Genomic DNA, 23,315 nt, shown 5'->3' with positions numbered 1-23,315 from the left:
AAAGCGGATGATCAGTAAACTGCTGCGCAGCAATAAATGGGAGATGATTCTGTTTTTTGTTGCCTCTTCGGTCATATCGGTTTTGGTTTGGATTATAGGAGGCTATTACGTCGACTCACGGTTCGGTCAAAAAGATCTGTGGTTCGGCGTATCTGCCGTTTTTATACTTGTCAGCAGCATTTTCGGCTATTTTGCCGCGCAGCGCATTCAGCGGCGCATCGATATGCTGTATCTGGCCATTAAGCAGGCCGCGCATGGCAATTACGATGTGCGGCTCCCCGAAAATAGCGCCCGGTCGTTTGCTCCCGCCTTCCGGGAATTCAATCAAATGGCGGCCGCATTAGAGGAACGGATGCAACTGCTCCAACGCTCTGGCGAAGAGCAGGTGATGCGGGAGGCGGCTTCGAACGAGGCTGCCGTGTTGGAGGAGCGCAAACGATTGGCGCGCGACCTGCACGATACCGTCAGCCAGCAATTGTTTGCCATACATATGTCAGCCTCCTCGCTGCCTAAACTGCTGGAAATGAATAGCGAGCGGGCGGCATCTGTCATGGAACAGCTGATTACGATCTCATCGACGGCGCAGAAGCAAATGCGCGGCTTTATCGCCCAGCTGCGGCCGCTTGAGCTGGAGGGGCGCTCTTTGCAGGAGGCGCTCGATAAATGGTTTCCCGATTATTGCCGGCAAAACGGGCTGCAGGGCGTATTGGAGTGGCGCATCAGAGAAAAGCTGTCTGAGGCTAAGGAGCATCAGCTGTTTCTGATTATTCAAGAGGCGATGGCCAATGTCGTCAAGCATGCCAAAGCGGAGACAGTATCATTGACGCTGTCCGAGACTGAACGCCAAATTGTGCTTACCCTTCAGGACGACGGCACAGGCTTCCGGCCTGATCAGGTGAAGCGCGGCTCTTACGGCTTATCGACGATGCGGGAGCGGGCGAGCAAGCTTGGCGGCGACGCCTCGATTATAAGCAAGCCGGGTAGCGGAACAAGAATCCGGGTAACGCTGCCGAACTATATTCATAAAGGGGAAGAGCGGGACGATGAGCATCAATGAGCTATGGAAAATAATGATTGTAGACGACCATGATATGGTTCGGGCAGGATTGAGAACCTATTTGATGCTGGAGCCGAAATTTGACGTTGTCGCCGAAGCGGGGAACGGCCTGCAAGCGCTGCAGATGCTTCGGACCGGGATCGAAGGCGGCCAGCCGCATCTCGTGCTGATGGATTTGATGATGCCGGAGATGGATGGCGTTGCGGCGACCAAAGCGATTATGCAGGAATTTCCGGAGCTGAAGATCGTCATGCTGACCAGCTTTCTCGAGGATGAAAAGGTTGTTGCGGCAGTAGAGGCCGGTGCGGTAAGCTATGTGCTCAAGACCGTATCGGCAGAGGAGCTTATATATGCACTTAATGGGGCAGTCAAAGGCATGCCGGTGATGACGGCTGATGTGTCGCAGGCGCTCACCAGAGGTTTGCGCCACCGTACTGCGCAGGAGGCGGACGAGGGATTGACAGAGCGCGAGCGCGAGGTGCTCCTGCTGATCGCAGAAGGGCGAACGAACAAAGAAATCGCCGATGAATTGCATATCAGCATTAAAACGGTGAAAACGCATGTCAGCAATTTGCTGATGAAGTGTGAGCTTGACGATCGCACGCAGCTGGCGGTGCTCGCTCATCGCAAGGGCTGGGCAAAGCCGGAATAGAAACATAATTTGAGGAGCGGCCGAATCGTACGGGCCGTTTCTCTGTTTTTATTTTGGTTTAAATTGTTTTTAAGTTTGATTTAAGGTAGATTGTGCATGATAGAACTACAAACAATAACAAGTAAGCCTTGCAAGCTGAAAATAGATTGTCAGGAGGAGATAGCAATGGAAGACAACAAAAAAAATCCATACGATGATTTTTTTCACAGGGACAATGATGGAGAAAGTAAAAATGAGCACAACGATGAAAGCAAGCAAGAGCAGAAGCCATCGTATTATTATTCTTACGGGCCGTTCAAGCCAGGCGGTTCTGATGCGGAACAGGTGGGGCGTGTAGAGAAGGCTGAAATGACGCCGCCGCGTCAACTGCGGCCGTTTGCTCCTACCCAATCGTCGTCCGGCGGCTGGCAGAGCAAGGAGCCGCGGAGAACATCTTTCAGATCAGTGTTCCTTTCCTTTATGGCCGGCGTTCTCGTAGTCGGCGGGCTGATGGTAGCATCCGACCGGTTGAACTGGTTCAGCGGCGGACAGCAGCTGGGCAGCGTGCCTGCCAACACGCAGCCGGAAGGCAGCAGGGCGATCGACAAAGGCGAGGGATCGACAGTTTCGAACGTTGCGGATGTAGTCAGACCGAACAATATTGCCAAAATTTTTGAGCAGTCAAGCCCGGCTGTCGTGAAAATTTCCAACTATGTTTCGCAATCGAGAAGCAGAAGCAGCTATAACGACGATCCATTCTGGCGCTTCTTTGGCAACGATGATCAGCAAGATTCGGGACAAGATAGCGGCAAAATGATTCTGAACGGGACAGGAAGCGGGTTTTTCTTCGAGTCCGATGGCTATATATTGACCAATCAGCACGTCATTGAAGGCGCGGAAGAGATTGAAGTATCCGTCGAAGGCCACGACAAGCCGCTTAAGGCGAAGAAGCTGGGAGAAAGCTTCGATCTGGATCTGGCCGTGCTGAAGGTGGAAGGCTCCGGTTTCCCGACCTTGAAAATTGGCAGCTCAGACAAAATCAGTATCGGTGATTGGGTAGTCGCGATCGGCAATCCGGTCGGATTTGACCATTCGATTACAGTCGGTGTCCTGAGTGCAAAAGAGCGTCCAATCAGTATCCCGGATCAGCAAGGCACGCGCAACTACCAGCATTTGCTGCAAACCGACGCATCGATTAATCCCGGCAACTCCGGCGGTCCGCTGCTCAACCTGAATGGCGAGGTAGTAGGCATCAATACAGCTGTCAGCTCGCAGGCGCAAGGCATCGGCTTTGCGATACCGGCAAGCACGATTCTGGAAAATCTGGAGTCGCTGAAGGCAAACAAGGAAATTCCCAAGCCGTTCATTGGCGCTACATTGGGCGATATAACGCCGCAAGTTCAAAAAGGCCTTGGCCTGAGCAGCGATGAAGGGGCTTATGTCGACAGAGTTATATACAAATCACCTGCATATATGGCTGACTTGCGCCAATATGATGTCATTACTGGGATGGACGGTACCAAATATAAAACAAAAGAAGAAATCATTAGTGCCGTGAAGTCCAAAGCGATCGGCGACAAAGCGACGCTCAATATTATTCGCAACGGCAAGGAAATGAACCTGGAAGTCGTTATCGGCAATGAGAAAGAATTCGAGGAGCAAATAAAATCGCAATCCCAGCAGCAGCAGCAACAACAGCAGCTTCAACGCTAGGCAGTGTCTTCAGCGCAGGCATGAAATGGCCTGCGCTGTTTTTGTGCAAGGGGGATATGCGCTATAATGGAAATAATTCGATATCTATTAAAGCGATCATAGATGGGGGGAAACAGGCGATGAGGCCGCAAATACTAGTCGTGGATGATGACGAAAAAATTATTTCCTTGCTGCGCCGCAGTCTGGCCTTTGAAGGATATGAAGTGATGACCGCCAACAACGGTTTGGAAGGGCTTAAGCAAATGATGGTAAGTGACCCCGATTTATTGGTGCTAGATGTGATGATGCCGCAGGTAGACGGCTGGGAAGTGTGTCATCGGGTGCGCGAGGGCGGCAGCGAAGTGCCGATTCTGATGCTGACGGCCAAGGACGATATTCAGGACCGGGTCAAGGGGCTGGATGCCGGCGCGGACGATTATTTGGTAAAGCCGTTTGCGCTGGAGGAGCTGCTGGCCCGGGTGCGGGCGCTGCTGCGCCGCAAGGCGGCCAAGCTGGACAAGCAGTCGAATTTGCTTGTCTTCGAGGATTTGAGCCTGGATCTTGACTCCCGGGAAGCGATGCGAAAGGACCGCAGAATTGATTTGACGGCCAAGGAATTCGATTTGCTCCATTTATTTATGCAAAACCCGCGGCGGGTGCTGACCCGCGATTCGATTATGGATAAAATTTGGGGATTCGATTATAGCGGAGAATCGAATGTGCTAGAGGTTTATATTGCCATGCTCCGGCAAAAGACAGAGGTCTGCAATGAGAAAAGGCTGATCCAGACGGTGCGCGGCACCGGCTATGTCTTGAGGGGAGAGAATTAACAGCATGTCGATTCGGCTCAAGCTAACGCTGTGGTATTCTTCTTTGCTGGCGATGACATTGCTTATACTCGGGGTATCGATCTATTTTTATGTAGATTACAATACGTATCGCGATGTAAGGCTGCAAATCGAGAGGCAGAGCAAAAATCTTAATCTTATTACATCTGTTGATTTTTTTAACCAGCTTGATTTGAATTTTACAAATCGGGTTGAAAATAATGTGTATGTCCAATTGTATAACTATACGAACGGAAAATTGCGCCAATCGGATATTTTAAGGCTCAATGATATTGTATTGCCGGTTCCGGAAGCAAGCAGCGATCTTAAAACGGAATTTGTGAACCTTAAAGTTGGAAATTTGAATTTTTATACTTTTCAAAAACCGCTCCCGCTGGCCAACGGCCAGCTGGTAGGAATGCTGCAAATTGCTGTATTTACAGGACCAATCGATAATTATTTATCAAACTTGCGCACGATCCTCATCTTTGCTTCATTAGGGGTACTCGTCGTCGCCTTTACGATCGGGTACTTCATCGCCCAGCAGGCGCTGCGGCCGGTCCAGAATGTCATTCAGGCCGCCAACCAGATTAAAAACGGCTCTAATCTCAGTGTGCGCATCGAGCGGGCGGGGCCAAACGATGAGATGGGCAAGCTGACCGATACGCTCAATGGCATGCTGGAGCGGCTGGAGACAACCTACAACGAGCTGGATGAGGCATATAAGGCGCAGCGCCGCTTCGTCTCTGACGCCTCCCATGAGCTGCGGACGCCGCTCACGACGATCCGCGGCAATATTGAGCTGCTGGAGCGGATGTGGCTGCCGGAGCTGGAGACAGCGGGGCAAGAAGGGGAGAAGCATGGAGGCGGCTGGCATGATGTATCGCAAGCTGGTGACAACAGCAGCACCAAATTTACCCGTGAGGCGATGACCGATATTGCCGACGAAGCAAAGCGGATGACCAGACTCGTCAACGATTTGCTGGCGCTGGCCAGAGCGGATGCCGGCTATGTGATGGAAAAGAACGTTCAGCCGCTGCTGCCGCTGGTGGAGGATGTGGCGCGCAGAGCGGCGCTGCTGCCGCGGACGGTCGACTGGCGGGTTGGCGATTTGACGCCGCTGACGGATGTTTGCATCGAGGCGCATGCCGACTTTATTCGCCAGCTGTTTTTTATTTTTGTGGAAAATGCGTTTAAATATACGGCAGAAGGCTATGTTGAGCTGCGGGCGGTGCTCTCCCGCGATCAGGCCGGTATTGTCATTGCGGATACAGGGATTGGAATGAATAGTGACGAAATCCCCCATATCTTTGAGCGTTTTTATCGGGCGGACGTCTCGCGCGGCAAGACGAGCGGCACCGGGCTGGGGTTATCGATCGCCAAGTGGATAATCGACGAGCATGGTGGCTCGGTAGAGGTGTCGACGCGTGAAAGCGAGGGAACGACATTTACAATCTGGCTGCCCATTGCTATGCTAGATGAGCCGGATCAGGTATAATAGAGCGAGAGTGGCTTTAAAGAAGGCAGGTGCTGGAGATGGAAATTGTAAAGATTTCGCCAAGAGGCTATTGTTACGGTGTTGTTGATGCGATGGTGCTCGCTTTGCAGACAGTAAAAAATTCCGACTTGCCGCGTCCGATCTATATTTTGGGCATGATCGTTCATAATAGTCATGTAACGGAAGCGTTCAAGGAGGAAGGCGTCATTACGCTGGAAGGCGAGAATCGTCTGGAAATATTGGAAAAGGTTGACCGTGGAACGGTTATTTTTACAGCGCACGGCGTATCGCCGGAGGTAAGGCGCCGCGCTAAAGAGAAGGGCTTGACCGTGATCGACGCCACTTGTCCCGATGTTACCCGGACGCATGATTTGATTCGGGAAAAAGCGGCAGAAGGTTATGAAATTATTTATATCGGCAAAAACGGCCATCCGGAACCGGAAGGGGCAATCGGCATTGCCCCCGAGCATGTTCATCTGATTGAGCGTGAAGAGGAGATTGATCGTCTCCATATTGCCGGCGATAAAATTATTATTACGAACCAGACGACGATGTCGCAATGGGATATCCGTCATTTGATCAACCGGATTAGCGAGAAATTTCCGCAGGCGGAAATTCATAATGAAATTTGCATGGCTACGCAAGTAAGGCAGGAAGCGGTCGCGAGTCAAGCCGGCGAGGCTGAGCTTTGCATCGTCGTCGGCGATCCGCGCAGCAATAATTCCAATCGTCTGGCGCAGGTGTCCGAGGAGATCGCCGGAGTCAAGGCATACCGCGTAGGCGATGTGACTGAAATCGATATCGAATGGCTCAAGGGGAAAACGCGCGTCGCGGTGACATCCGGCGCTTCGACGCCGACGCCGATTACGAAGGAAGTTATTGCGTATCTGGAGCAGTTTGATTCGGCGGACCCGAGCACTTGGGAAAAGCGGCGAACGATTAATATGAAAAAGCTGCTGCCGACCATCCGAACGAAGACAGCGGAATGAGCCCAAAAATTAAAACCGATCTCTTGACGGGATCGGTTTTATCATGTATATTTACTTTAACAAATAAAAGCATAAAAGCACAAAAGCTAAAAAGCATAAAAGCGAACACGCGTTGAAGCGAGAGAGGGAGTTGTCTGCATGATCGTCATTACAAATAACAACATCACGGAAGAGCGTATCGGGGAAATTGTCAGCCAGATTGAAAAATCGGGGGTACAGGCTCATGTGTCGCGCGGCACCGACCGTACTGTAATCGGCATAATTGGCAAGGCTGAGCCGACACTGGCAGAGCATTTGCGTCAAATGAAGGGCGTAGAGAATGTCATCAAAATATCAAAATCCTACAAGTTGGCCAGCCGGGACTTCCATCCGGACGATACGGTCATTGAAATTAAAGGCGTCAAAATCGGCGGCGGCAACCTGGTTGTCATGGGCGGGCCGTGCGCGGTGGAATCGCCGGAGCAGATCGATGAAATTGCCCGTCTCGTGAAGGCGGCAGGCGGCCAGGTGCTCCGCGGCGGCGCATTCAAGCCCCGTACAGGGCCTTACAGCTTCCAGGGCGTCGGGGTAGAAGGGCTGAAAATGATGGCTGAGGCCGGACAAAAGCACGGCCTGCTGACGATTACTGAAGTGATGACACCGGAATATGTTGATGTATGCGCGGAATATGCCGATATTTTGCAAGTCGGTACCCGCAATATGCAGAACTTTGATTTGCTGCGCAAGCTGGGCACCATTCAGACGCCTGTGCTGCTGAAGCGCGGCTTCAGTGCAACGTATGATGAGTTTTTGAATGCGGCGGAATATATTCTGGCGGGCGGCAATCCGAATGTTATGCTCTGTGAGCGCGGAATCCGAACATTCGAAACCTATACCCGAAATACACTCGATCTGTCGGCGATCCCGGTACTGCAGCAATTAAGCCATCTGCCGGTCATTTCTGATCCTAGCCATGGCACAGGGCGCCGCGAACTGGTAGAGCCGATGGCCAAAGCATCGGTAGCGGCAGGAGCCAATGGCCTAATTATCGAGATGCATACCGACCCGGACAATTCAATGACAGGAGACGGCGTGCAGTCGCTGTTCCCGGATCAATTCGCCAAATTGCTTAAGGAGCTGGAGCAGCTTGGCGCCTTGGTCGGCAAGCAGTTCGATACAGAGAAACAGCCCGCAGAAGCTTTTGTTGAATGGAAGAAGCTCTAAAAAGCGCACCGGACAATAACAAAGGACTGTTCGAAAGTTTCTGCTTGCATAAGCAGGCTTTCTGAACAGTCCTTTCTTTTTTAGGAACGGGGTCTATGGAGATTATGTGAAGATAGCTGACATGGAATAAAAAATACCTGACATAGATATTGACGACCATTGGAACGAAAATTTATAATAGCCTCATATGTCCGGTGATAAATTGAACATTATCAGTTTATTGCTCATTGAATGTTCGGAAATGGAGGAAACATCGTGTCAGTTCAGCAAGTTTTAAGTGTAATTGAGGAAAATAACATCCAGTTTGTCGATTTCCGCTTCGTCGATATTGCAGGCCGCGCGCATCATATTACGCTCCCTGCCTCTGAGGTGGATGCCGATACATTCGTCAATGGCGTTGCTTTTGACGGATCGTCGATTTCGGGATTCCGCGGCATAGAAGAATCCGATATGGTGATGATTCCCGATACTGCGTCAGTCTACATCGACCCGTTCACCATGCACCCGACGCTTAATATTATGTGTGATATTCAAACCCCGGATGGGCAGGTCTATGATCGCGATCCTCGCGGCATCGCTAAAAGAGCGGAGAAATATTTGCAGCAAACCGGAGTAGGCTCAACTGTATTTTTTGCGCCGGAGTCCGAGTTTTTTATTTTTGACGATGTTCGTTATGAGAGCAGCATGCAAAATTCCTTCTTCTCCATCGATTCCGAGGAAGCGGCTTGGAACACTGGACGCAAGGAAGAGGGCGGAAATCTTGGCTTCAAAATTGGCGTAAAGCGCGGCTACGTGCCTGTCGCCCCGACGGACACCCAGCAGGATATCCGCAGCGAGATGGTGCAGGTAATGCAGGCAAGCGGGCTGCGTGTCGAGCGTCATCATCATGAAGGCGGCACGGCCGGATCGGCAGAAATCAATTTCCGCTTTGACACTTTAACAACTACTGCTGACAATTTGATGAAATATAAATATATTGTGCACAATGTTGCGCGCCAATACGGGAAGACGGCTACTTTTATGCCGAAGCCGCTTTTTGGCGACAACGGCAGCGGCATGCATGTTCACCAATCGATTTTTGATGGCGATGTGCCGCTGTTCTACGAAAAAGGCGCCTATGCGAACATGAGCGAGCTGGCCTTGCAGTATATAGGCGGCCTGCTGTATCATGCGCCTGCCCTGATCGCGTTGACGAACCCGTCGACCAACTCGTTCAAGCGCCTGGTGCCTGGCTACGAAGCGCCGATTAACCTTGTTTTCTCCAAAGGCAACCGTTCGGCAGCGATCCGCATTCCAATTGCTTCGGTAACACCTAAAGGCTGCCGCGTAGAGTTCCGCACGCCGGACTCGACGGCGAACCCTTATTTGGCGTTTGCGGCGATGCTGCTTGCCGGGCTGGACGGCATTAAGCGCAAGCTTGATCCGACTGCGATGGGCTTTGGACCGTTCGATAAAAATATTTATGATCTGACCGATGCGGAAAAGCGTGAGATCCGCTCCGTACCGACGACGCTGGAGGACGCACTGGACGCGCTTGAGGCGGATTCCGGTTTCTTGACGGAAAACGGCGTCTTCTCTGAGGAATTTATTCGTAATTATGTTGCTGTAAAACGGAAAGAGGCTAAAGAAGTGTCGATGCGCGTTCATCCGCATGAATTTAGTCTTTACTATGACTGCTAAGCTGTTGATTCATATTAATACAAATAAAGATCGGGAGTGGGTAACAGTGGCGAATCGCGCATATAATTTCAATGCCGGACCAGCTGCACTGCCATTGGAAGTGCTGCAGCAGGCGCAGGAGCAGTTTATCGATTATGCCGGGTCGGGTATGTCCATTATGGAGATGTCGCACCGCGGTGCGATCTATGAAGGCGTGCATAACGAAGCGCAGCAGCTGCTGCGCGAATTGTTCGGCATTCCGGACAATTATAAGGTGCTCTTTCTGCAAGGCGGGGCAAGCACGCAATTTTCTATGATCCCTATGAACTTGCTTGCGGAAGGCAAGAGCGCGGCTTATGTGATGACAGGCAGCTGGGCTTCCAAAGCGTTCAAGGAAGCGAAGCTGATCGGCAATGCGGTCGAGGCTGCTTCCTCGAAGGCGGATCAGTACAAGCGGATTCCGGCGCTCAGCGATATTCAAATCCCCGAGAATGCGGCTTATTTGCACATTACTTCGAATGAAACAATTGAAGGCACCCAATTTACCGACTTCCCGGATACAGGTGATGTTCCGCTGATCGGCGATATGTCCAGCGATATTTTGAGCCGTCCGGTTGATATAAGCAAATTTGGCATGATCTATGCCGGCGCGCAAAAAAATCTGGGACCTTCGGGCGTAACGCTCGTTATCGCACGCGAGGATCTCGTATCGGACAGCCCAAAAACGATTCCGACGATGCTGCGGTATGATACGCATGCGAGCAACAATTCGCTTTATAATACGCCGCCATCCTTTTCGGTTTATTTGGTCAATTTGATGCTGAAATGGGTAAAAGCAAACGGCGGCGTTGCTGCTATTGCGGCCGCCAATGCGGAAAAAACAAAGCTCATTTATGATGCGATCGACGGCAGCGGCGGTTTCTACCGCGGGTTTGCCGATGCAGCAAGCCGCTCGCAGATGAATATTACTTTCCGGATGCCTACGGAAGAACTGGAAAAGCAATTCATTAAAGAATCAGAGCAGCACGGCTTTGTCGGTCTGAAAGGGCATCGCAGCGTTGGCGGGCTTCGCGCCTCGACTTATAATGCGGTACCTTTTGCAAGCTGCAAAGCGCTGGCCGAGTTTATGGCGGATTTTCAGCGCCGCAATGGGTAAGTAATAAGGACCGTCCTTTTCTCGCTATTGAGAACGGGACGGTCCTATGTTATGCTACCGGATGAATTAAGCAAGCGAGGAATCGGCCATGCTTGGCCCTGTCAGCTTATAGCCGACATTGCGGACGGTCATAATGTATTCAGGCGTGCGCGTGTTTTTTTCGATTTTATCGCGCAAATGGCTAATATGAACATCGACAATCCGGGTATCGCCCAGAAAGTGATAGTCCCATACGCCGTGCAGCAGCTGCTGGCGGCTTAATACTTTGCCGCGATGCTGGCAGAGGAACAGAAGCAGCTCGAATTCCTTGGGCGTTAATTCAATCGGCTTCCCGGCGATATGCACCTCGCGCTGCTCGCTGTAAACGGTGAGATGGCCGATATCGTACACAGTATCCTCCGCGGCGCCTGGCAGCGCTTGCGTGCGCCGCAGCACAGCCTGGATGCGCGACAGCAGCTCTTGGGGAGAAAAAGGTTTCACCATATAATCATCAGCGCCGTTATCCAAGCCTGCAATACGGTCAGTTACATCTTGAAGCGCGGTAAGCATTACGATAGGCACTGCATTGTTTTGCTTGCGGAGCTCGCGGCAAACCTGAATGCCATCCATTTTGGGCAGCATGAGGTCCAGCACGATCAGGTCGGGACGGAACGGCTTAAGCATATCAAATACTGCTTCCCCGTCGTGGACACAGCGCACTTCGAAGCCTGCAAGCTTCAAATTAAATTCGATCAGCATGGAGATGGACGGCTCGTCATCAACGACCAGTATTTTTTTCTTCATCGCTCCTGCTCTCCTTTATGTTCATTATGCCTTCATTATGAACGCCGACCTTATTCCGTAGATTAAGCTAACGTTAACGCGATGTTAAATTTTTTATTTTCAGGAGGTGTAAGCCGCTATGGCTTTTCATATTGTATTAGTCGAACCGGAGATTCCGGCGAATACAGGCAATATCGCCCGCACTTGCGCAGCAACAGGCACACATCTTCACTTGGTGCGTCCTTTAGGATTCAATACTGATGATAAAACATTGAAGCGGGCCGGCCTGGATTACTGGCATGCTGTAAAGATTCTATACTACGATTCCTTCTCCGAGGTGAAGGCAGCCAATTCGAATGGGCGTTTTTTTTGCGCCAGCACCCGTTCTTCGCGCGTATACACGGAGTTTACATTCCAGGATGGCGACTTTTTTGTGTTTGGCAAAGAAACGAAGGGCTTGCCGCAATCGATACTGGACGAGCATCCGGACACGTGCCTGCGGCTGCCGATGACAGATCAGGTTCGTTCCCTGAATTTGTCCAATTCGGCGGCGATTATTGTGTATGAAGCGTTAAGACAAATAAATTTTCCTGGTTTGAATTGAAGAAAGCAGTTGCAGGATATTAAGAAAATCTGAACAACGGAAGGAATACGCAAGGCGTTATCGAAATTTATAGAGTACATTGGTTTCTGATACTTACTTACAAATCTAGACTGCAGGAGAGGTGAATTCGTTGAAACCGGCTGGCGTCGTACGTAAAGTCGATCAACTGGGCCGCATTGTGCTGCCCAAATCGCTGCGAAAAAGATATCAGATGAATGAAGGAGACCCTGTGGAGATTCTTGTTCAGGGTGACCATATCATTTTGGAGCGTTACCGCCCGAGATGCGTGTTTTGCGGATCGATGGAGGAAGTTCGTGAATTTAAAGAGCGCTATTTGTGCTCTGTGTGTGTAAGTGAAATGACCGCACTCCGTCGGGGCTAACAACTGTACACGATGTTTGCTGTCAATAGACAGCATAATAAAGAAGCTTCCCCCGTATGTACCATATGCATACGGGGGAAGCTTCTTCTCATTTCAAAATATAAGAAAGTATAGTTTCTAGCATATACTTAGCTTATATTTCCTGTCGCAAGCATTACAAGCCTTTCGTCTTGTCATCGTTGTAAGACGAAGTTATGATCGCAAGCAGGAACAGTGCCGAGACTACTAGTACAATTAAAAAGTTAAGCGTCATCTTACGCACCTCCAATGAACTCATCTTATTATACCCAATGCTGTGTCAAAAGAAAATGCATGTTGTGAACAAGTTGTTACAGCTGGGGCGGAATCGCATGAAATCGCTGCAGTATGCAGCAGGAAACGGCAAGCTGTTATCGATACGCACTTTTGAGCGTAATATGGGATAAGGATGATGACGAGGGGGAGTTTAAAGTGGAGTATCTTTTTTCAGGTAAGATGCAGCGGCTGCAATCACCAGCTGTTGGCGGAGTATGGCAGCCGAAGCAAGCGGCTGCAATGATTTCATTTGCGAGTGATGGTCCGGCTGAGGAGCTGTATCCGGCTGAGGCCGTTGCCGACGCGGCAGAGCGGGTTTTCGCCGCAGGCAAAGATGCTTTGCGGTATGGTCCCGATGAAGGATATACACCGCTGCGAGAGCAGCTGTGCGAGCGTCTGGCAGCCCAAGGAATGAAGGTTCAGCCTGCTGAAATGCTATTGACGGCCGGTTTGCAGCAGACGATTGACTTGCTTGTACGGGTGCTGACCGATCCGGGGGCGGTCATCCTGGTTGAAAATCCAACTTGTCTGGCCAGCCTGCAGGTCTTTCATCTCAATCAGCTGCAAGTCATTCCGGTCGAGAGCGACCACGAGGGCATGATCATCGAGGATGCGGAGCGATTAATGCGGCAGCATCGTCCGCGTCTCGTCTATGCCGCTCCGACATTCGGCAGCCCGACCGGGCGCGTGTGGAGTGTTGAGCGCCGCCGTGCGCTGGTGGAGATGTGCAGCCGCCATCGTGTCCCGATACTGGAGGATGACCGTTACGGCGAGCTCACTTTCGACGCGCGCTATCCGACCTTACTCTCACTGGCTGGGGAAGCGGACAACAGCTGTGTCATTTATGTCGGGACATTTGCCGATACGGTCGCGCCGGCGCTGCGTACATCCTGGGCAGTTGGCGATAAGCGCGTCATGCAGATGATGCTGAAAGCAAAACAAGCGGCCGAGCGGTATTCTGGCCTGGTTGATCAGCTGCTGCTGGATCAGCTGCTGCGACATTTTTCGCTTGACCGCCATATCCGTACCGTTGCTGAAACATACGGAAGGCGGATGCGCGAGATGGTAACGCTGCTGCAAGCCGAGCAGATGGAGGGGGTTGCATGGCTGGAGCCGAGGGGAGGCATGTTTCTGTGGGTCGAGCTGCCTGAAGCGCTCGACGCGGCTGCCCTGCTGCGTTGTGCAGCTGGCAAGGGGGTATCATTCGTACCGGGAGAGGCCTTTTATGCTGCCGGAGCGCAGCGAAATACCGCCCGCCTGAATTTCGCCTGTACATCCGGTGAGCGGACGGCGCTTGGCGTCTCGCGGCTTGCAGAAGCAATCGGCGAATTTACGGCAAGGGGCTAGAGCAAAGAAGAGCTGTTCGCTGCAGCGAACAGCATTGTATGTAATCAGGCTAATTTATTCATAAACAATTCGCCGTCGACCACCTCAAGCGGCTGACACTCGAGCGCTTCGCCAGGCATATTGGTCGATTCCCCGGTCACCGCATCGAAAGACCAAAAATGCAGCGGGCAGATCAGCTCGCCATTGTACGGCCTGACATAGCCTCCGGCATGCGGACAAATAGCCGATACTAGCCGGTAGACAGCCTCGCCCGCTTCACCGCCTTCTTCGCGCAAAATAAAGTAAGAATCATGATCAATCGTGACTTCAGCCGGAAATTCGGGGAAATCCGCTATTTTGCCGAGACCTTGTCTTGTTTGAGATTGTTCAGTCATCACTATTCATCTCCTTAGTATGCGGCTCTCGTGAATGCAGCCAATGGTTGATGATGTCGGTATATGCCGCTACCGCTTCATATCCTTTCCTGCGCAGACGGTATTGTCCGCGGGCCACTCGCTCAAACCAGCCATAATAATCTTTTTGCAGCATATAGGCCGCTTTCGCTACGTCAGTCAATTCGGCCGCCTGCCTGGGGGCAAGCACTTCATGCTGGGCAAGCGCCCAAGCAAGCCGGAGAGATTTTTCCCGGTAGGCGGTTACAATTTTGTGCTTTGTGCTGCCTCCCGTATTATAATCGCCGCTGCGCTCGCGAAACTCATTCATCAGTCTTGACTCCCGCAGCCGCCGCCTTCCGCGTACCGGCATTTCACCGGGCTCGCAAAGCATCTCTACTTGAGGCGCTTTTGTTTTAAAAAAAGTAATCGTCATCAAACCGAGCCCCAGCATACGGCATAATTCTGTCAAGTCGCCGAAGCGTTGATTGTGGGCGCCGCTCTTTTTGCGATTCCGTTCTACAGCGAGCACGACATTTGTGGTCAGCCTGAGACGTTCGATTCCTTGCAGCAGCAGCGCGAGATTAAACGTTTTTTTCATTTCTACGATGACGGTTTCTCCCCCATCCGGATGAACAGCGACCAAATCGCAGTGCATGACTTCGCTTTTGACTTCATAGCCTCGCGCTTCATAGTATAACTTAACCGGGGGATAGAGCTCCGTTTCATGCTTGACGGCCATGCCTCGCGCTCCTTTCTTCGAGCATTATACCACATCTTATTTTTATGTGAAGACAGAGGATTAGCGGCTCCTCGGCAACCGGGAATAAAATTTCGGTCAATTTCCATAGGGCAAGCGCATAGGATTGTATTATCTTCAGGAATCAGCGGAAGGGATGAGAGGAGGTACGGCATGGACATTTTAAAACGAATTTCAGCGTATAAGGCGGAAAGTGAGAAACTGGCATGGACTGGAACGTTTGCCGAATATATCGAACGATTGCGGAAAGATTCAACACCAGCTATGACAGCGCATGCTCGTGTCTACGAAATGATCGAGTCGTATGGGGTGACGGAAGAGGGCGGACAGAAGAGATACAAGTTTTTTGAACAGGAAATATACGGTTTGGACCGCGCTATTGAGCGGCTCGTTGAAGAATATTTTCATTCTGCGGCGCGGCGTCTTGATGTCCGCAAACGTATTTTACTGCTGATGGGGCCGGTAAGCGGCGGTAAATCGACAATTGTGACCATGCTGAAACGGGGCCTGGAGCAGTTTTCAAGAACGGAGCGAGGTGCTGTATTTGCCATCAAGGGCTGCCCGATGCATGAGGAGCCGCTTCACCTTATCCCTAATGAGCTGCGTGCTGAAGCCGAGAAGGAGCTGGGTGTGCGCATTGAGGGCAACCTTTGTCCGTCCTGCCAGATGCGCCTTCGTACAGAGTACAATGGCGATATTGAAGGAGTGCTTGTGGAGAGGGTGCTTATTTCAGAAGATGAGCGGGTTGGCATCGGAACCTTTAGCCCTTCCGACCCTAAATCACAGGATATTGCCGATTTGACAGGCAGTATCGACTTTTCCACGATTACTGAGTATGGATCGGAATCCGATCCGCGCGCATACCGCTTCGACGGGGAGCTGAACAAGGCGAATCGGGGCTTGATGGAGTTTCAGGAAATGCTGAAATGCGATGAGAAGTTTTTGTGGAACCTGCTGTCTCTCACCCAGGAGGGGAACTTCAAGGCAGGCCGCTTCGCCTTAATATCGGCCGATGAGCTGATCGTCGCCCATACGAACGAAACGGAGTATAAGGCCTTTATCGCCAACAAAAAGAACGAAGCTTTGCAATCGCGGATGATTGTCATGCCGATCCCTTACAATTTGAAAGTGTCGGATGAGGAGAAAATATATAAGAAGCTCGTCAACCAAAGCGATATGAAGCATATTCATATTGCCCCTCATGCTTTGCGCGCGGCGGCGATTTTCTCGATTTTGACTCGTCTCAAGGAGACGAAGAAGCAGGGAATGGATTTGCTGAAGAAGATGCGAATGTATGACGGCGAGGAGGTTGAAGGATACAAGGAAGCCGATTTAAAGGAAATGCAAAGCGAGTATAGCGAGGAAGGCATGTCGGGCATCGACCCGCGCTATGTCATCAACCGCATATCGAGTGCCTTGATCAAGCAGGATCTGCAGTGCATCAATGCGTTGGATGTGCTGCGGGCGCTCAAGGAGGGGCTCGATCAGCATCCGTCGATTACGAAAGAGGAACGCGAAAAATATTTGAATTTTATTTCCTATGCCCGCAAAGAGTACGACAATCTGGCCAAAAAGGAAGTGCAGAAGGCTTTCGTTTATTCGTTCGAGGAGTCGGCGCGAACCTTATTCGAGAATTATCTCGATAATATCGAAGCTTACTGCAATTGGACGAAAATTAAAGACCCGCTTACCGGAGAGGAGCTCGATCCTGATGAGCGGCTGATGCGCTCGATTGAAGAGCAGATTGGTGTTTCCGAAAATGCGAAAAAAGCATTTCGCGAAGAAATATTGATTCGCATTTCCTCGTATGCGCGAAAAAATAAAAAATTTGATTACGCCAGTCATGACCGCTTGCGCGAAGCGATTGAAAGAAAGTTGTTTACCGACCTGAAGGATATCGTGAAAATTACTACTTCGACAAAGACGCCGGATGAAAAGCAGCTGAAGCGGATAAATGAAGTGACGAGCCGGTTAATCGACGATCATGGCTATTGCCCGGTATGCGCCAATGAGCTGCTGCGCTACGTAGGCAGCCTGCTCAATCGTTAATTTTTCTGGCGAACAGATGGCGAGGTCTCCAGCATTGTTTTTTCAGTTTCATGGAGACCTCGTTTTCTTGTATTCTGACCTTGAAATCAGGTATAATAAACAGAACAAGTGTTCTGTTTATTTGCGGTTGAGGGGGAGATTATTTGCTGTTATATTTATTGAATGAACAAGGGGAACCGGCGCAGGTGCCGCTGCAAGAGATTTTATACATAACCGCATCCAAGAGCGGGCCGCTCTTTGTTGCTGCCAGTGGAACTTACCGTCAGCCGCATACCGTCAAGCAGCTCTGCGATATGTTCCAGGCCTATGGATATGAACAGGTGGATCGGCACTTAATCGCAAATCTGCAGCAGGCCGCTTATTTTGAGCCAACGGAACGAAAGTTATTTTTTGAGCGGCAGGAGCAGGGGGATATGTCTTTGTATGCCACAGTGTCTTCGTCTAATAGCTGGAAATTGCAGCATTTAATTCGTGAAGATTATTCGTCATATTTCTGGCATTCGCCGCGAGAAATGTGGGAGATATCGCCAATTTTCCTTGAATTTTGCTGAATTTGTATAGAATCTTTTTTTGTGCAGTGCGTTCCATGTAAAATTTCCTCTTTATTCAGTCGATGAATATAGAAAAGATCATGCAAGCTTAATGGTTTTAGAACATCTTAGGAGGAATACATCATGATCCAGGTTTCACCAGAACGCATGAGACAGATTAACTTTGTTGGGCTGACAGATGAGGATTTGGCTGTACTGCACAATTGCCAGGAAGCTTTTGCGCAAGTGGCGGGCGAGGTAGTCGACCGCTTCTACGATCGGATAGGTGTAGAACCCGAGCTGAATGCCATTATTACGAAGTTCAGCTCGATCGATCGTTTGAAGCAGACGATGCGCGTATACTGGATGTCGCTAACAGCCGGGAAGATCGATGAGCAATTTATCGAGAACCGTCTCAAGGTTGGGGTCGTGCATTCAAGGATCGGCTTGAACACCGATTGGTACTTGGGGGCATATACGATTTATCTCGACCTGGCGACACAAGTATTCAAGCGTATTTTGCCTGAGCAATGGACACGCCTTATTTTTTCCTTGACGAAAATGTTCAATTTTGATTCTCAGCTCGTTTTGGAGGCTTATTTGAAGGTTGAGCATGATCAAATCAAAAAGCTGGCCGACGAGCGGCAGGCCGTGCTTGGCTCGATTACGCAAGTCGTGCAAGAGCTGGCGGGTATGATGGTTGAGCTTGACAACGGAGCGCGCTCGATTGCCAGCTCGGCCGTGAAGACTGCGGAATCGCAGGACAGCGCCAATCGCATACTTGGAGAACTGATGGCTCATGTTGATAATATTGGCGAAGTGGGCTCCATCATTCGCAATGTCGCGGATCAGACGCATTTGCTTGGTCTGAATGCGGCAATTGAGGCAGCCCGCGCCGGCGAGCATGGCCGCGGATTTGAAGTAGTCGCGAATGAGGTGCGCAAGCTCGCTGCATCCTCGCGGGAAGCAATGGGCTCGATTGAGGAGCGGCTGGAGCAGATTGAAGAGAAGGTAGCGCATGTACGGAAAGTAGCCGAGCAATCGTCGGCACAGGCCCGCGACCAAGCGGCGCGTTCCCAAGAATTGGCGGCATTTGTCGAAACCATCGAAAGGGTGATGAAGGATTTGCGAGAATTGCATGATTAGGAGGTCAATCATATAACTAGTAACAGGGCAATCTCCTGCTGAATGGGAGATTGCCCTGTTTTTCTCATAGAAATTTGCGGCTCGTTTTTTTGCCGTCGCAGCTGAATACGATCTTTTTATCCTCTACAACGGTCTCCAGATGGACGGATTTTCCCCACAGCTGCACTACATAGGGGAGGGTGCGCTCGACATATTTCAGGTCCAGCTCCACGCCCTCATAACGATGAAGCAAATACAACTCGCCAATATTGTTATGATCGCCATCGGTGACAACGATAGTGGGTATGCCGCCGTTCACGCGAGAGTAGACGAGCTGATCTCGAATATTTTCCCAACCCTTATCTGTAATTTTCCACTCGGCTCCCTTTTTCTCGAAAATATAGAGATCGAGCTCGCTTACAAGCTCTTTCGTCAAATAATTCCGCAAAAAGGAAATGTCTGAATCGTATTCCCGCACCTCGAATATTTTCTCTCTTCCGCTGCCGGGGCGCCGTCCCAAACGCTCCTGTTCCTCTTTACTCGGATTGTCGTACCGTTTCTCAATATCTTCAAAAATTTTCAAGCCCAAATAATATGGGTTCAAGCTATGCTGCGACGGCTGTACAACCGAGGAATTCAACTTGGCGAATTCGATGGTCTCATCGCTTGTCAGATCAAGCTCGCGTATGATGCGCTGATGCCAATAAGAGGCCCAGCCTTCGTTCATAATTTTCGTTTCAATTTGCGGCCAAAAGTACAGCATTTCGTCGCGCAGCATGGACATGATATCCCGCTGCCAATCTTTCAAATTGGGCGAATATTCTTCAATGAACCAGACAAGATCTTTTTCCGGCTCTGGCGGGAAGTGATGCTTGTCGCTTGACTTCTCTTTATCATCCTTCTTCCGGGCTTTCTCCAGATCCCATAAATCATCATAGGGGGATTGCGGCGACTGTTTGGCGGAGCTCTTCTGCTCCTTCGTCAGCAGCTCGATATAGCGGGTTTTGTCAAGCTGGTAAGGCTTAATAATGGTCGGATCGACATGCTCCTGGATCGCCAGCACAGCGTCAATAAAGCGTTCGACCTCCTCGGTGCCGTAATTCATTTCATATTGGCTGATCCGCTCCGCGGTGGCCGACATGCTTTCCACCATATTGCGATTAGAGCCGCTGAAACGGAAGTTGTTTTTGAAAAAGTCACAGTGGGCGAGCACATGGGCGACGATAAGTTTGTTTTGGATAAGCGAGTTGCCGTCCAGCAGGAAGGCGTAGCAAGGGTTGGAATTGATGACAAGCTCGTAAATTTTGCTCAAGCCGAAGTCGTATTGCATTTTCATTTTATTGAAGGTTTTGCCGAAGCTCCAATGACTGAATCGCGTAGGCATGCCATAGGCGCCGAATGTGTAAATAATGTCGGCCGGACAAATCTCGTACCGCATCGGGTAAAAGTCAAGACCGAAGCCTTTGGCAACCTCAGTTATTTCATCAATGGCTCTCTCCAGCGCCTTGATTTCATCTTGGCGCACGCCGCGTACCCCCTTTAGCAGGCAAAATTCATCGTTCATATCTATAGGTATGGGGATGGGACGGACGATATACGTAAATTTGGGGGAGAGGGGGAATTTCCCAAATTAACCAAATATATTTGTGCGTTTGAAGTAGAACAATTCGCTTATTTAACTCTTGCCAATATGAATCTTAACTTAATGTCGGATTCTATTTTATCAAAGGCATTTAGAGGAGAGCTAAATTACTACTTTCCACATTACTTGCTAACGCGCTGGAAGTCCTCATCCCATTTGTACTTTTCGTTATAAATGTTCATAACCTCTTCATATAATGGGCCGGCATTTGCGGTCGGGCTGCTCTGAATGATCCGATAAAGCCGCAGGAAACGGTCTTTAGGGAGCTTGCATGCATAACGCAGCATCAAATGCGGATAAAGCGTAATATATCGCTTCATTCTGACTGCGGCACCGGCAACGCCGGTGAGAATGCTCTCGCCATGCTCCATTTTCAGAATCTGGGCCTCATGCAGCAGTATATACCTGAACGCATTTTCTTTCAACAGGTCCCGCCTGATTTTCGCGAGCTCGCCAATATATTCGACAAGGTCGGGATTAAAATGGTCCATCAGCAGCGGGTCCAGCATGAGATCCATATCCTTGCGCAGCACGAACGATTGCAGCAGCAGGATTTGCTCGATCCGAAGCTGGTCGGTATGGACGAGCGCTCCGATTTCACGCAGCATTTCATAGGCGAGCGGTTTATCGCCGGTTTCAAACACCTTAATGGCCTCTTCCCGGTCATGAACAAGTCCTGCACAGAGGGTAGAAGCCTCTTTTTTAAATAATTGTTCCAGCTGCACGTGCAATAATGCAAACTTCGACCGTCGCTGAATCGTCCATAATAGTGCAAGCAGCAGCAAGCCTCCTGCGGCGCACAGGACGCTATGCATCGTCGACTCGCTCATTGCTACGCCGGCGAGCATGATCAACAACACAATGAGCCAATCTTTCCACATCGATCGCAGCAGCATGGAGGCAGCCCTTTTCTCCACGCTTTGCAGGGCAGAATGGCTGCATGCCGGGCATTTCGCATCTCCCAGTACAGTGAAATGATTGCAGCGGCGGCAAATTTTAAGCTTCCTATAAGGATAGCGTGTTTTAATATAAGGAGTTAGCAGTACCGGCAGCTTCTTCATCATTCGCGATCACGCTGCCCGCTGCTTCTCAGAATGGATATGACAAGCTTGTTTAGCTGCTCGGGAGAAGGGGCTTTTCTCTGGCGTGAACGGTAGACGATGGCTTTGATTACGACATAAAGAAACAAAATTCCAAGACAGACGTATGTAACCATGTGCTGTTCCTCTCATACAGTAAAAGTGATTTCCTGGAATCTATCAGGTATACTTACTTTTATAGTATATCATTATTCGGGGAGCAGTGACTAACTGTGACTATTGGACTAGCATGACAGATCTGCTTGTCCTATTGCGAAGGAGTACAAACATGAATCGACTTAAACGTTTTTCACGTCAAATTATTGCGCTCTCCGCCGCTGTTCTGCTGCTGCCGTTCAGCAGCTTATCAACGGCCCACGCGGCACAGGAAACCTCTCAAATCGATGCGGTGCTGGTGCTCGATGTGAGCAAATCGATGAGCACAAGCGATCCGGAGAAAATCGGTAACGAAGCGATGAAGATGTTCATCGACATGCTGTCGGCGCAGGGCGATCAGGTTGGAATCGTGGCCTATACCGATCAGATCGAGCGTGAGAAGGCTCTGCTTAATATCAATTCGGCAGCCGATAAAGAGAACCTGAAGGGCTTTATCGACCAATTGAACCGCGGCGCCTACACTGACATATCCGTCGGAGTCAAGGAAGCGATGCAAATTCTGGATGACGGAGCCGATCCCAAACACGATCCGATGATAATTTTGCTTGCGGACGGCAATAACGATTTCAATCGTAATTCCGGCAGAACACAAGCCCAGTCCGATGCGGATATGGAGAAGGCCATTAAAGAAGCGAATGACAGCGGGGTACCTATTTATACGATTGGGCTTAACGCCAATGGGAAATTAAATGAGGCGGCACTGGCCAAGATTTCGGATTCGACCGGAGGGAAGTCGTTTTCCACCGCTTCGGCCGATGATCTGCCGAAAATATTGAGTGAAATTTTCGCCAGCCATCTTGAGTTGAATGTTGTGCCGGTCGATTCGTTTACGGCGGATGGAAGCTATCAGAACGTGAAAATTTCCGTTCCCAATGCGAATGTACTTGAAGCGAACATTTCCATTATGTCATCCAAGCCGGTTGAGGCGAAGCTGGTTGATCCGTCCGGCCGCGCTATTGCGATTCCTTCGGATAACGTTCTGCTGTCGAGGTCGAAAAGCTATACCCTGCTCAAGCTGCTTAAGCCGTCCGAAGGCGATTGGACGCTGCAGGTTAAGGGCGTGAAGCGCGACAATATCGACATTAATCTCGTCTTTAACTATGATTTGAGCCTGGCGATGGACCCTCTTGCATCGACAACCTATTCGCAGGGCGATAAGGTGCCGTTCAGCTCTTACCTGATTAGCGGCGGAAAAAAACTGGTGGACAAGACGCAATACAGCAACATGAACGCGGTTTTACTCGTTAAAGATTTGGATACCGGTGCAACCAAGGAATTTCCGATGGAAAATGCGGGCGATCATTTCGAAGGAACGTACAAGGTTGCCGAAAAGCATGACTATGAGATCAGAGTAAAATAGCCTCTCGGAATTAAAGGGTAGCTGAAGGGGTGAAAACCGAGAGCAAAGACAGTTGTAGCTGGAAAACGTGGAAAATGAAAACCAGTTTCAAAAAAGGGCAGACTGCACCAATTTTTAAATG

20 protein-coding genes and 1 pseudogene are annotated in these 23,315 nt (G+C 50.3%); 16 read left to right on the top strand and 5 right to left on the bottom strand.

The features are described 5' to 3' along the window. Window positions 1-7 precede the first annotated feature (7 nt). From ACFQ0N_RS37160 to serC, 9 genes are all read left to right on the top strand, one after another. Window positions 8-1,057 carry a HAMP domain-containing sensor histidine kinase gene (locus ACFQ0N_RS37160; RefSeq protein WP_379335368.1) on the top strand — a complete coding sequence of 350 codons (1,050 nt, stop codon included), beginning with the start codon at window positions 8-10 and terminating at the stop codon, window positions 1,055-1,057. Beyond that, window positions 1,044-1,709 carry a response regulator gene (locus tag ACFQ0N_RS37155; RefSeq protein WP_379335366.1) on the top strand — a complete coding sequence of 222 codons (666 nt, stop codon included), beginning with the start codon at window positions 1,044-1,046 and terminating at the stop codon, window positions 1,707-1,709. The genes ACFQ0N_RS37160 and ACFQ0N_RS37155 overlap by 14 nt, the downstream gene beginning before the upstream one ends. A 165-nt stretch (window positions 1,710-1,874) precedes the next feature. Next, on the top strand, window positions 1,875-3,401 hold the full coding sequence (locus ACFQ0N_RS37150; RefSeq protein WP_379335364.1) for a S1C family serine protease: 1,527 nt from the start codon (window positions 1,875-1,877) through the stop codon (window positions 3,399-3,401). 119 nt (window positions 3,402-3,520) lie between these two features. After that, entirely contained in the window at window positions 3,521-4,210 is a 690-nt protein-coding gene (locus tag ACFQ0N_RS37145; RefSeq protein ID WP_379335362.1) for a response regulator transcription factor, read from the top strand. Between the two features lie 4 nt (window positions 4,211-4,214). Next, on the top strand, window positions 4,215-5,705 hold the full coding sequence (locus tag ACFQ0N_RS37140) for a sensor histidine kinase (protein ID WP_379335360.1): 1,491 nt from the start codon (window positions 4,215-4,217) through the stop codon (window positions 5,703-5,705). A 38-nt stretch (window positions 5,706-5,743) separates the two neighbouring features. Further along, window positions 5,744-6,694: a 4-hydroxy-3-methylbut-2-enyl diphosphate reductase gene (locus ACFQ0N_RS37135; RefSeq protein ID WP_379335358.1), complete on the top strand. Its 951-nt coding sequence runs from the start codon at window positions 5,744-5,746 to the stop codon at window positions 6,692-6,694. Between the two features lie 138 nt (window positions 6,695-6,832). Next, window positions 6,833-7,897: a 3-deoxy-7-phosphoheptulonate synthase gene (gene aroF, locus ACFQ0N_RS37130; protein WP_379335356.1), complete on the top strand. Its 1,065-nt coding sequence runs from the start codon at window positions 6,833-6,835 to the stop codon at window positions 7,895-7,897. 255 nt (window positions 7,898-8,152) lie between these two features. Continuing rightward, window positions 8,153-9,577 (top strand): type I glutamate--ammonia ligase, encoded by a 1,425-nt coding sequence (glnA, locus tag ACFQ0N_RS37125; RefSeq protein ID WP_379335354.1) that lies wholly within the window; start codon window positions 8,153-8,155, stop codon window positions 9,575-9,577. 46 nt (window positions 9,578-9,623) lie between these two features. After that, window positions 9,624-10,712: a 3-phosphoserine/phosphohydroxythreonine transaminase gene (gene serC / locus ACFQ0N_RS37120; RefSeq protein ID WP_379335352.1), complete on the top strand. Its 1,089-nt coding sequence runs from the start codon at window positions 9,624-9,626 to the stop codon at window positions 10,710-10,712. A gap of 66 nt (window positions 10,713-10,778) precedes the next feature. On the opposite strand, the gene ACFQ0N_RS37115 is transcribed toward serC, so the two are convergent. Beyond that, window positions 10,779-11,495, bottom strand: coding sequence for a response regulator transcription factor (locus ACFQ0N_RS37115; RefSeq protein WP_379335350.1), 717 nt, complete (start codon window positions 11,493-11,495; stop codon window positions 10,779-10,781). A 118-nt stretch (window positions 11,496-11,613) separates the two neighbouring features. Here ACFQ0N_RS37115 and trmL point away from each other — a divergent pair, with 118 nt between their 5' ends. The 3 genes from trmL to ACFQ0N_RS37100 all read left to right on the top strand — a co-directional run bounded on the left by trmL (window position 11,614) and on the right by ACFQ0N_RS37100 (window position 14,101). After that, the gene (gene trmL, locus ACFQ0N_RS37110) at window positions 11,614-12,078 is read left to right on the top strand and encodes a tRNA (uridine(34)/cytosine(34)/5-carboxymethylaminomethyluridine(34)-2'-O)-methyltransferase TrmL (protein ID WP_379335348.1); all 465 of its coding nucleotides are present in this window, start codon (window positions 11,614-11,616) and stop codon (window positions 12,076-12,078) included. Between the two features lie 130 nt (window positions 12,079-12,208). Next, window positions 12,209-12,460: an AbrB/MazE/SpoVT family DNA-binding domain-containing protein gene (locus ACFQ0N_RS37105; RefSeq protein WP_379335385.1), complete on the top strand. Its 252-nt coding sequence runs from the start codon at window positions 12,209-12,211 to the stop codon at window positions 12,458-12,460. A 450-nt stretch (window positions 12,461-12,910) separates the two neighbouring features. Further along, window positions 12,911-14,101 carry an aminotransferase-like domain-containing protein gene (locus ACFQ0N_RS37100; protein ID WP_379335346.1) on the top strand — a complete coding sequence of 397 codons (1,191 nt, stop codon included), beginning with the start codon at window positions 12,911-12,913 and terminating at the stop codon, window positions 14,099-14,101. A gap of 44 nt (window positions 14,102-14,145) precedes the next feature. On the opposite strand, the gene ACFQ0N_RS37095 is transcribed toward ACFQ0N_RS37100, so the two are convergent. Further along, window positions 14,146-14,475: a Rieske (2Fe-2S) protein gene (locus ACFQ0N_RS37095; RefSeq protein ID WP_379335344.1), complete on the bottom strand. Its 330-nt coding sequence runs from the start codon at window positions 14,473-14,475 to the stop codon at window positions 14,146-14,148. Next, window positions 14,468-15,214, bottom strand: coding sequence for a DUF2161 family putative PD-(D/E)XK-type phosphodiesterase (locus ACFQ0N_RS37090; protein WP_379335342.1), 747 nt, complete (start codon window positions 15,212-15,214; stop codon window positions 14,468-14,470). The genes ACFQ0N_RS37095 and ACFQ0N_RS37090 overlap by 8 nt, the downstream gene beginning before the upstream one ends. A 171-nt stretch (window positions 15,215-15,385) precedes the next feature. On the opposite strand from ACFQ0N_RS37090, the gene ACFQ0N_RS37085 reads away from it, so the two are divergent. The 3 genes from ACFQ0N_RS37085 to ACFQ0N_RS37075 all read left to right on the top strand — a co-directional run bounded on the left by ACFQ0N_RS37085 (window position 15,386) and on the right by ACFQ0N_RS37075 (window position 18,957). Continuing rightward, the gene (locus tag ACFQ0N_RS37085; RefSeq protein WP_379335340.1) at window positions 15,386-17,281 is read left to right on the top strand and encodes a PrkA family serine protein kinase; all 1,896 of its coding nucleotides are present in this window, start codon (window positions 15,386-15,388) and stop codon (window positions 17,279-17,281) included. Window positions 17,282-17,424: 143 nt separating this feature from the next. Then, on the top strand, window positions 17,425-17,832 hold the full coding sequence (locus tag ACFQ0N_RS37080) for a LytTR family transcriptional regulator DNA-binding domain-containing protein (protein ID WP_379335338.1): 408 nt from the start codon (window positions 17,425-17,427) through the stop codon (window positions 17,830-17,832). 123 nt (window positions 17,833-17,955) lie between these two features. After that, a complete protein-coding gene (locus ACFQ0N_RS37075) occupies window positions 17,956-18,957 on the top strand; it encodes a protoglobin domain-containing protein (protein WP_379335336.1) in 1,002 nt (333 codons plus the stop codon). 64 nt (window positions 18,958-19,021) lie between these two features. Here ACFQ0N_RS37075 and ACFQ0N_RS37070 read toward each other — a convergent pair whose 3' ends face one another. Together ACFQ0N_RS37070 and ACFQ0N_RS37065 are read right to left on the bottom strand one after the other, a co-directional pair. Beyond that, window positions 19,022-20,500, bottom strand: coding sequence for a SpoVR family protein (locus tag ACFQ0N_RS37070; protein WP_379335334.1), 1,479 nt, complete (start codon window positions 20,498-20,500; stop codon window positions 19,022-19,024). A 200-nt stretch (window positions 20,501-20,700) separates the two neighbouring features. Continuing rightward, window positions 20,701-21,642 carry a hypothetical protein gene (locus tag ACFQ0N_RS37065; protein WP_379335332.1) on the bottom strand — a complete coding sequence of 314 codons (942 nt, stop codon included), beginning with the start codon at window positions 21,640-21,642 and terminating at the stop codon, window positions 20,701-20,703. A 304-nt stretch (window positions 21,643-21,946) separates the two neighbouring features. Between ACFQ0N_RS37065 and ACFQ0N_RS37060 the strand changes: the two are divergent. Further along, window positions 21,947-23,191 (top strand): annotated as a pseudogene (locus ACFQ0N_RS37060) (vWA domain-containing protein); the annotation flags it as partial. Window positions 23,192-23,315: the final 124 nt, after the last annotated feature.

The sequence above is a fragment of the Paenibacillus sp. GCM10027626 genome (assembly GCF_042676285.1).
In the GTDB taxonomy this organism is placed as follows: Bacteria; Bacillota; Bacilli; order Paenibacillales; family Paenibacillaceae; genus Paenibacillus_Z.
This window is presented reverse-complemented; position numbering and strand designations above follow the sequence as displayed.

Coding starts and splice junctions, on each gene's coding strand:
- ACFQ0N_RS37160 (WP_379335368.1), top strand. CDS start 8: ATGATCAGTAAACTGCTGCGCAGCAATAAATGGGAGATGATTCTGTTT.
- ACFQ0N_RS37155 (WP_379335366.1), top strand. CDS start 1,044: ATGAGCATCAATGAGCTATGGAAAATAATGATTGTAGACGACCATGAT.
- ACFQ0N_RS37150 (WP_379335364.1), top strand. CDS start 1,875: ATGGAAGACAACAAAAAAAATCCATACGATGATTTTTTTCACAGGGAC.
- ACFQ0N_RS37145 (WP_379335362.1), top strand. CDS start 3,521: ATGAGGCCGCAAATACTAGTCGTGGATGATGACGAAAAAATTATTTCC.
- ACFQ0N_RS37140 (WP_379335360.1), top strand. CDS start 4,215: ATGTCGATTCGGCTCAAGCTAACGCTGTGGTATTCTTCTTTGCTGGCG.
- ACFQ0N_RS37135 (WP_379335358.1), top strand. CDS start 5,744: ATGGAAATTGTAAAGATTTCGCCAAGAGGCTATTGTTACGGTGTTGTT.
- aroF (WP_379335356.1), top strand. CDS start 6,833: ATGATCGTCATTACAAATAACAACATCACGGAAGAGCGTATCGGGGAA.
- ACFQ0N_RS37115 (WP_379335350.1), bottom strand. CDS start 11,495: ATGAAGAAAAAAATACTGGTCGTTGATGACGAGCCGTCCATCTCCATG.
- trmL (WP_379335348.1), top strand. CDS start 11,614: ATGGCTTTTCATATTGTATTAGTCGAACCGGAGATTCCGGCGAATACA.
- ACFQ0N_RS37095 (WP_379335344.1), bottom strand. CDS start 14,475: ATGACTGAACAATCTCAAACAAGACAAGGTCTCGGCAAAATAGCGGAT.
- ACFQ0N_RS37090 (WP_379335342.1), bottom strand. CDS start 15,214: ATGGCCGTCAAGCATGAAACGGAGCTCTATCCCCCGGTTAAGTTATAC.
- ACFQ0N_RS37085 (WP_379335340.1), top strand. CDS start 15,386: ATGGACATTTTAAAACGAATTTCAGCGTATAAGGCGGAAAGTGAGAAA.
- ACFQ0N_RS37075 (WP_379335336.1), top strand. CDS start 17,956: ATGATCCAGGTTTCACCAGAACGCATGAGACAGATTAACTTTGTTGGG.
- ACFQ0N_RS37070 (WP_379335334.1), bottom strand. CDS start 20,500: ATGAACGATGAATTTTGCCTGCTAAAGGGGGTACGCGGCGTGCGCCAA.
- ACFQ0N_RS37065 (WP_379335332.1), bottom strand. CDS start 21,642: ATGATGAAGAAGCTGCCGGTACTGCTAACTCCTTATATTAAAACACGC.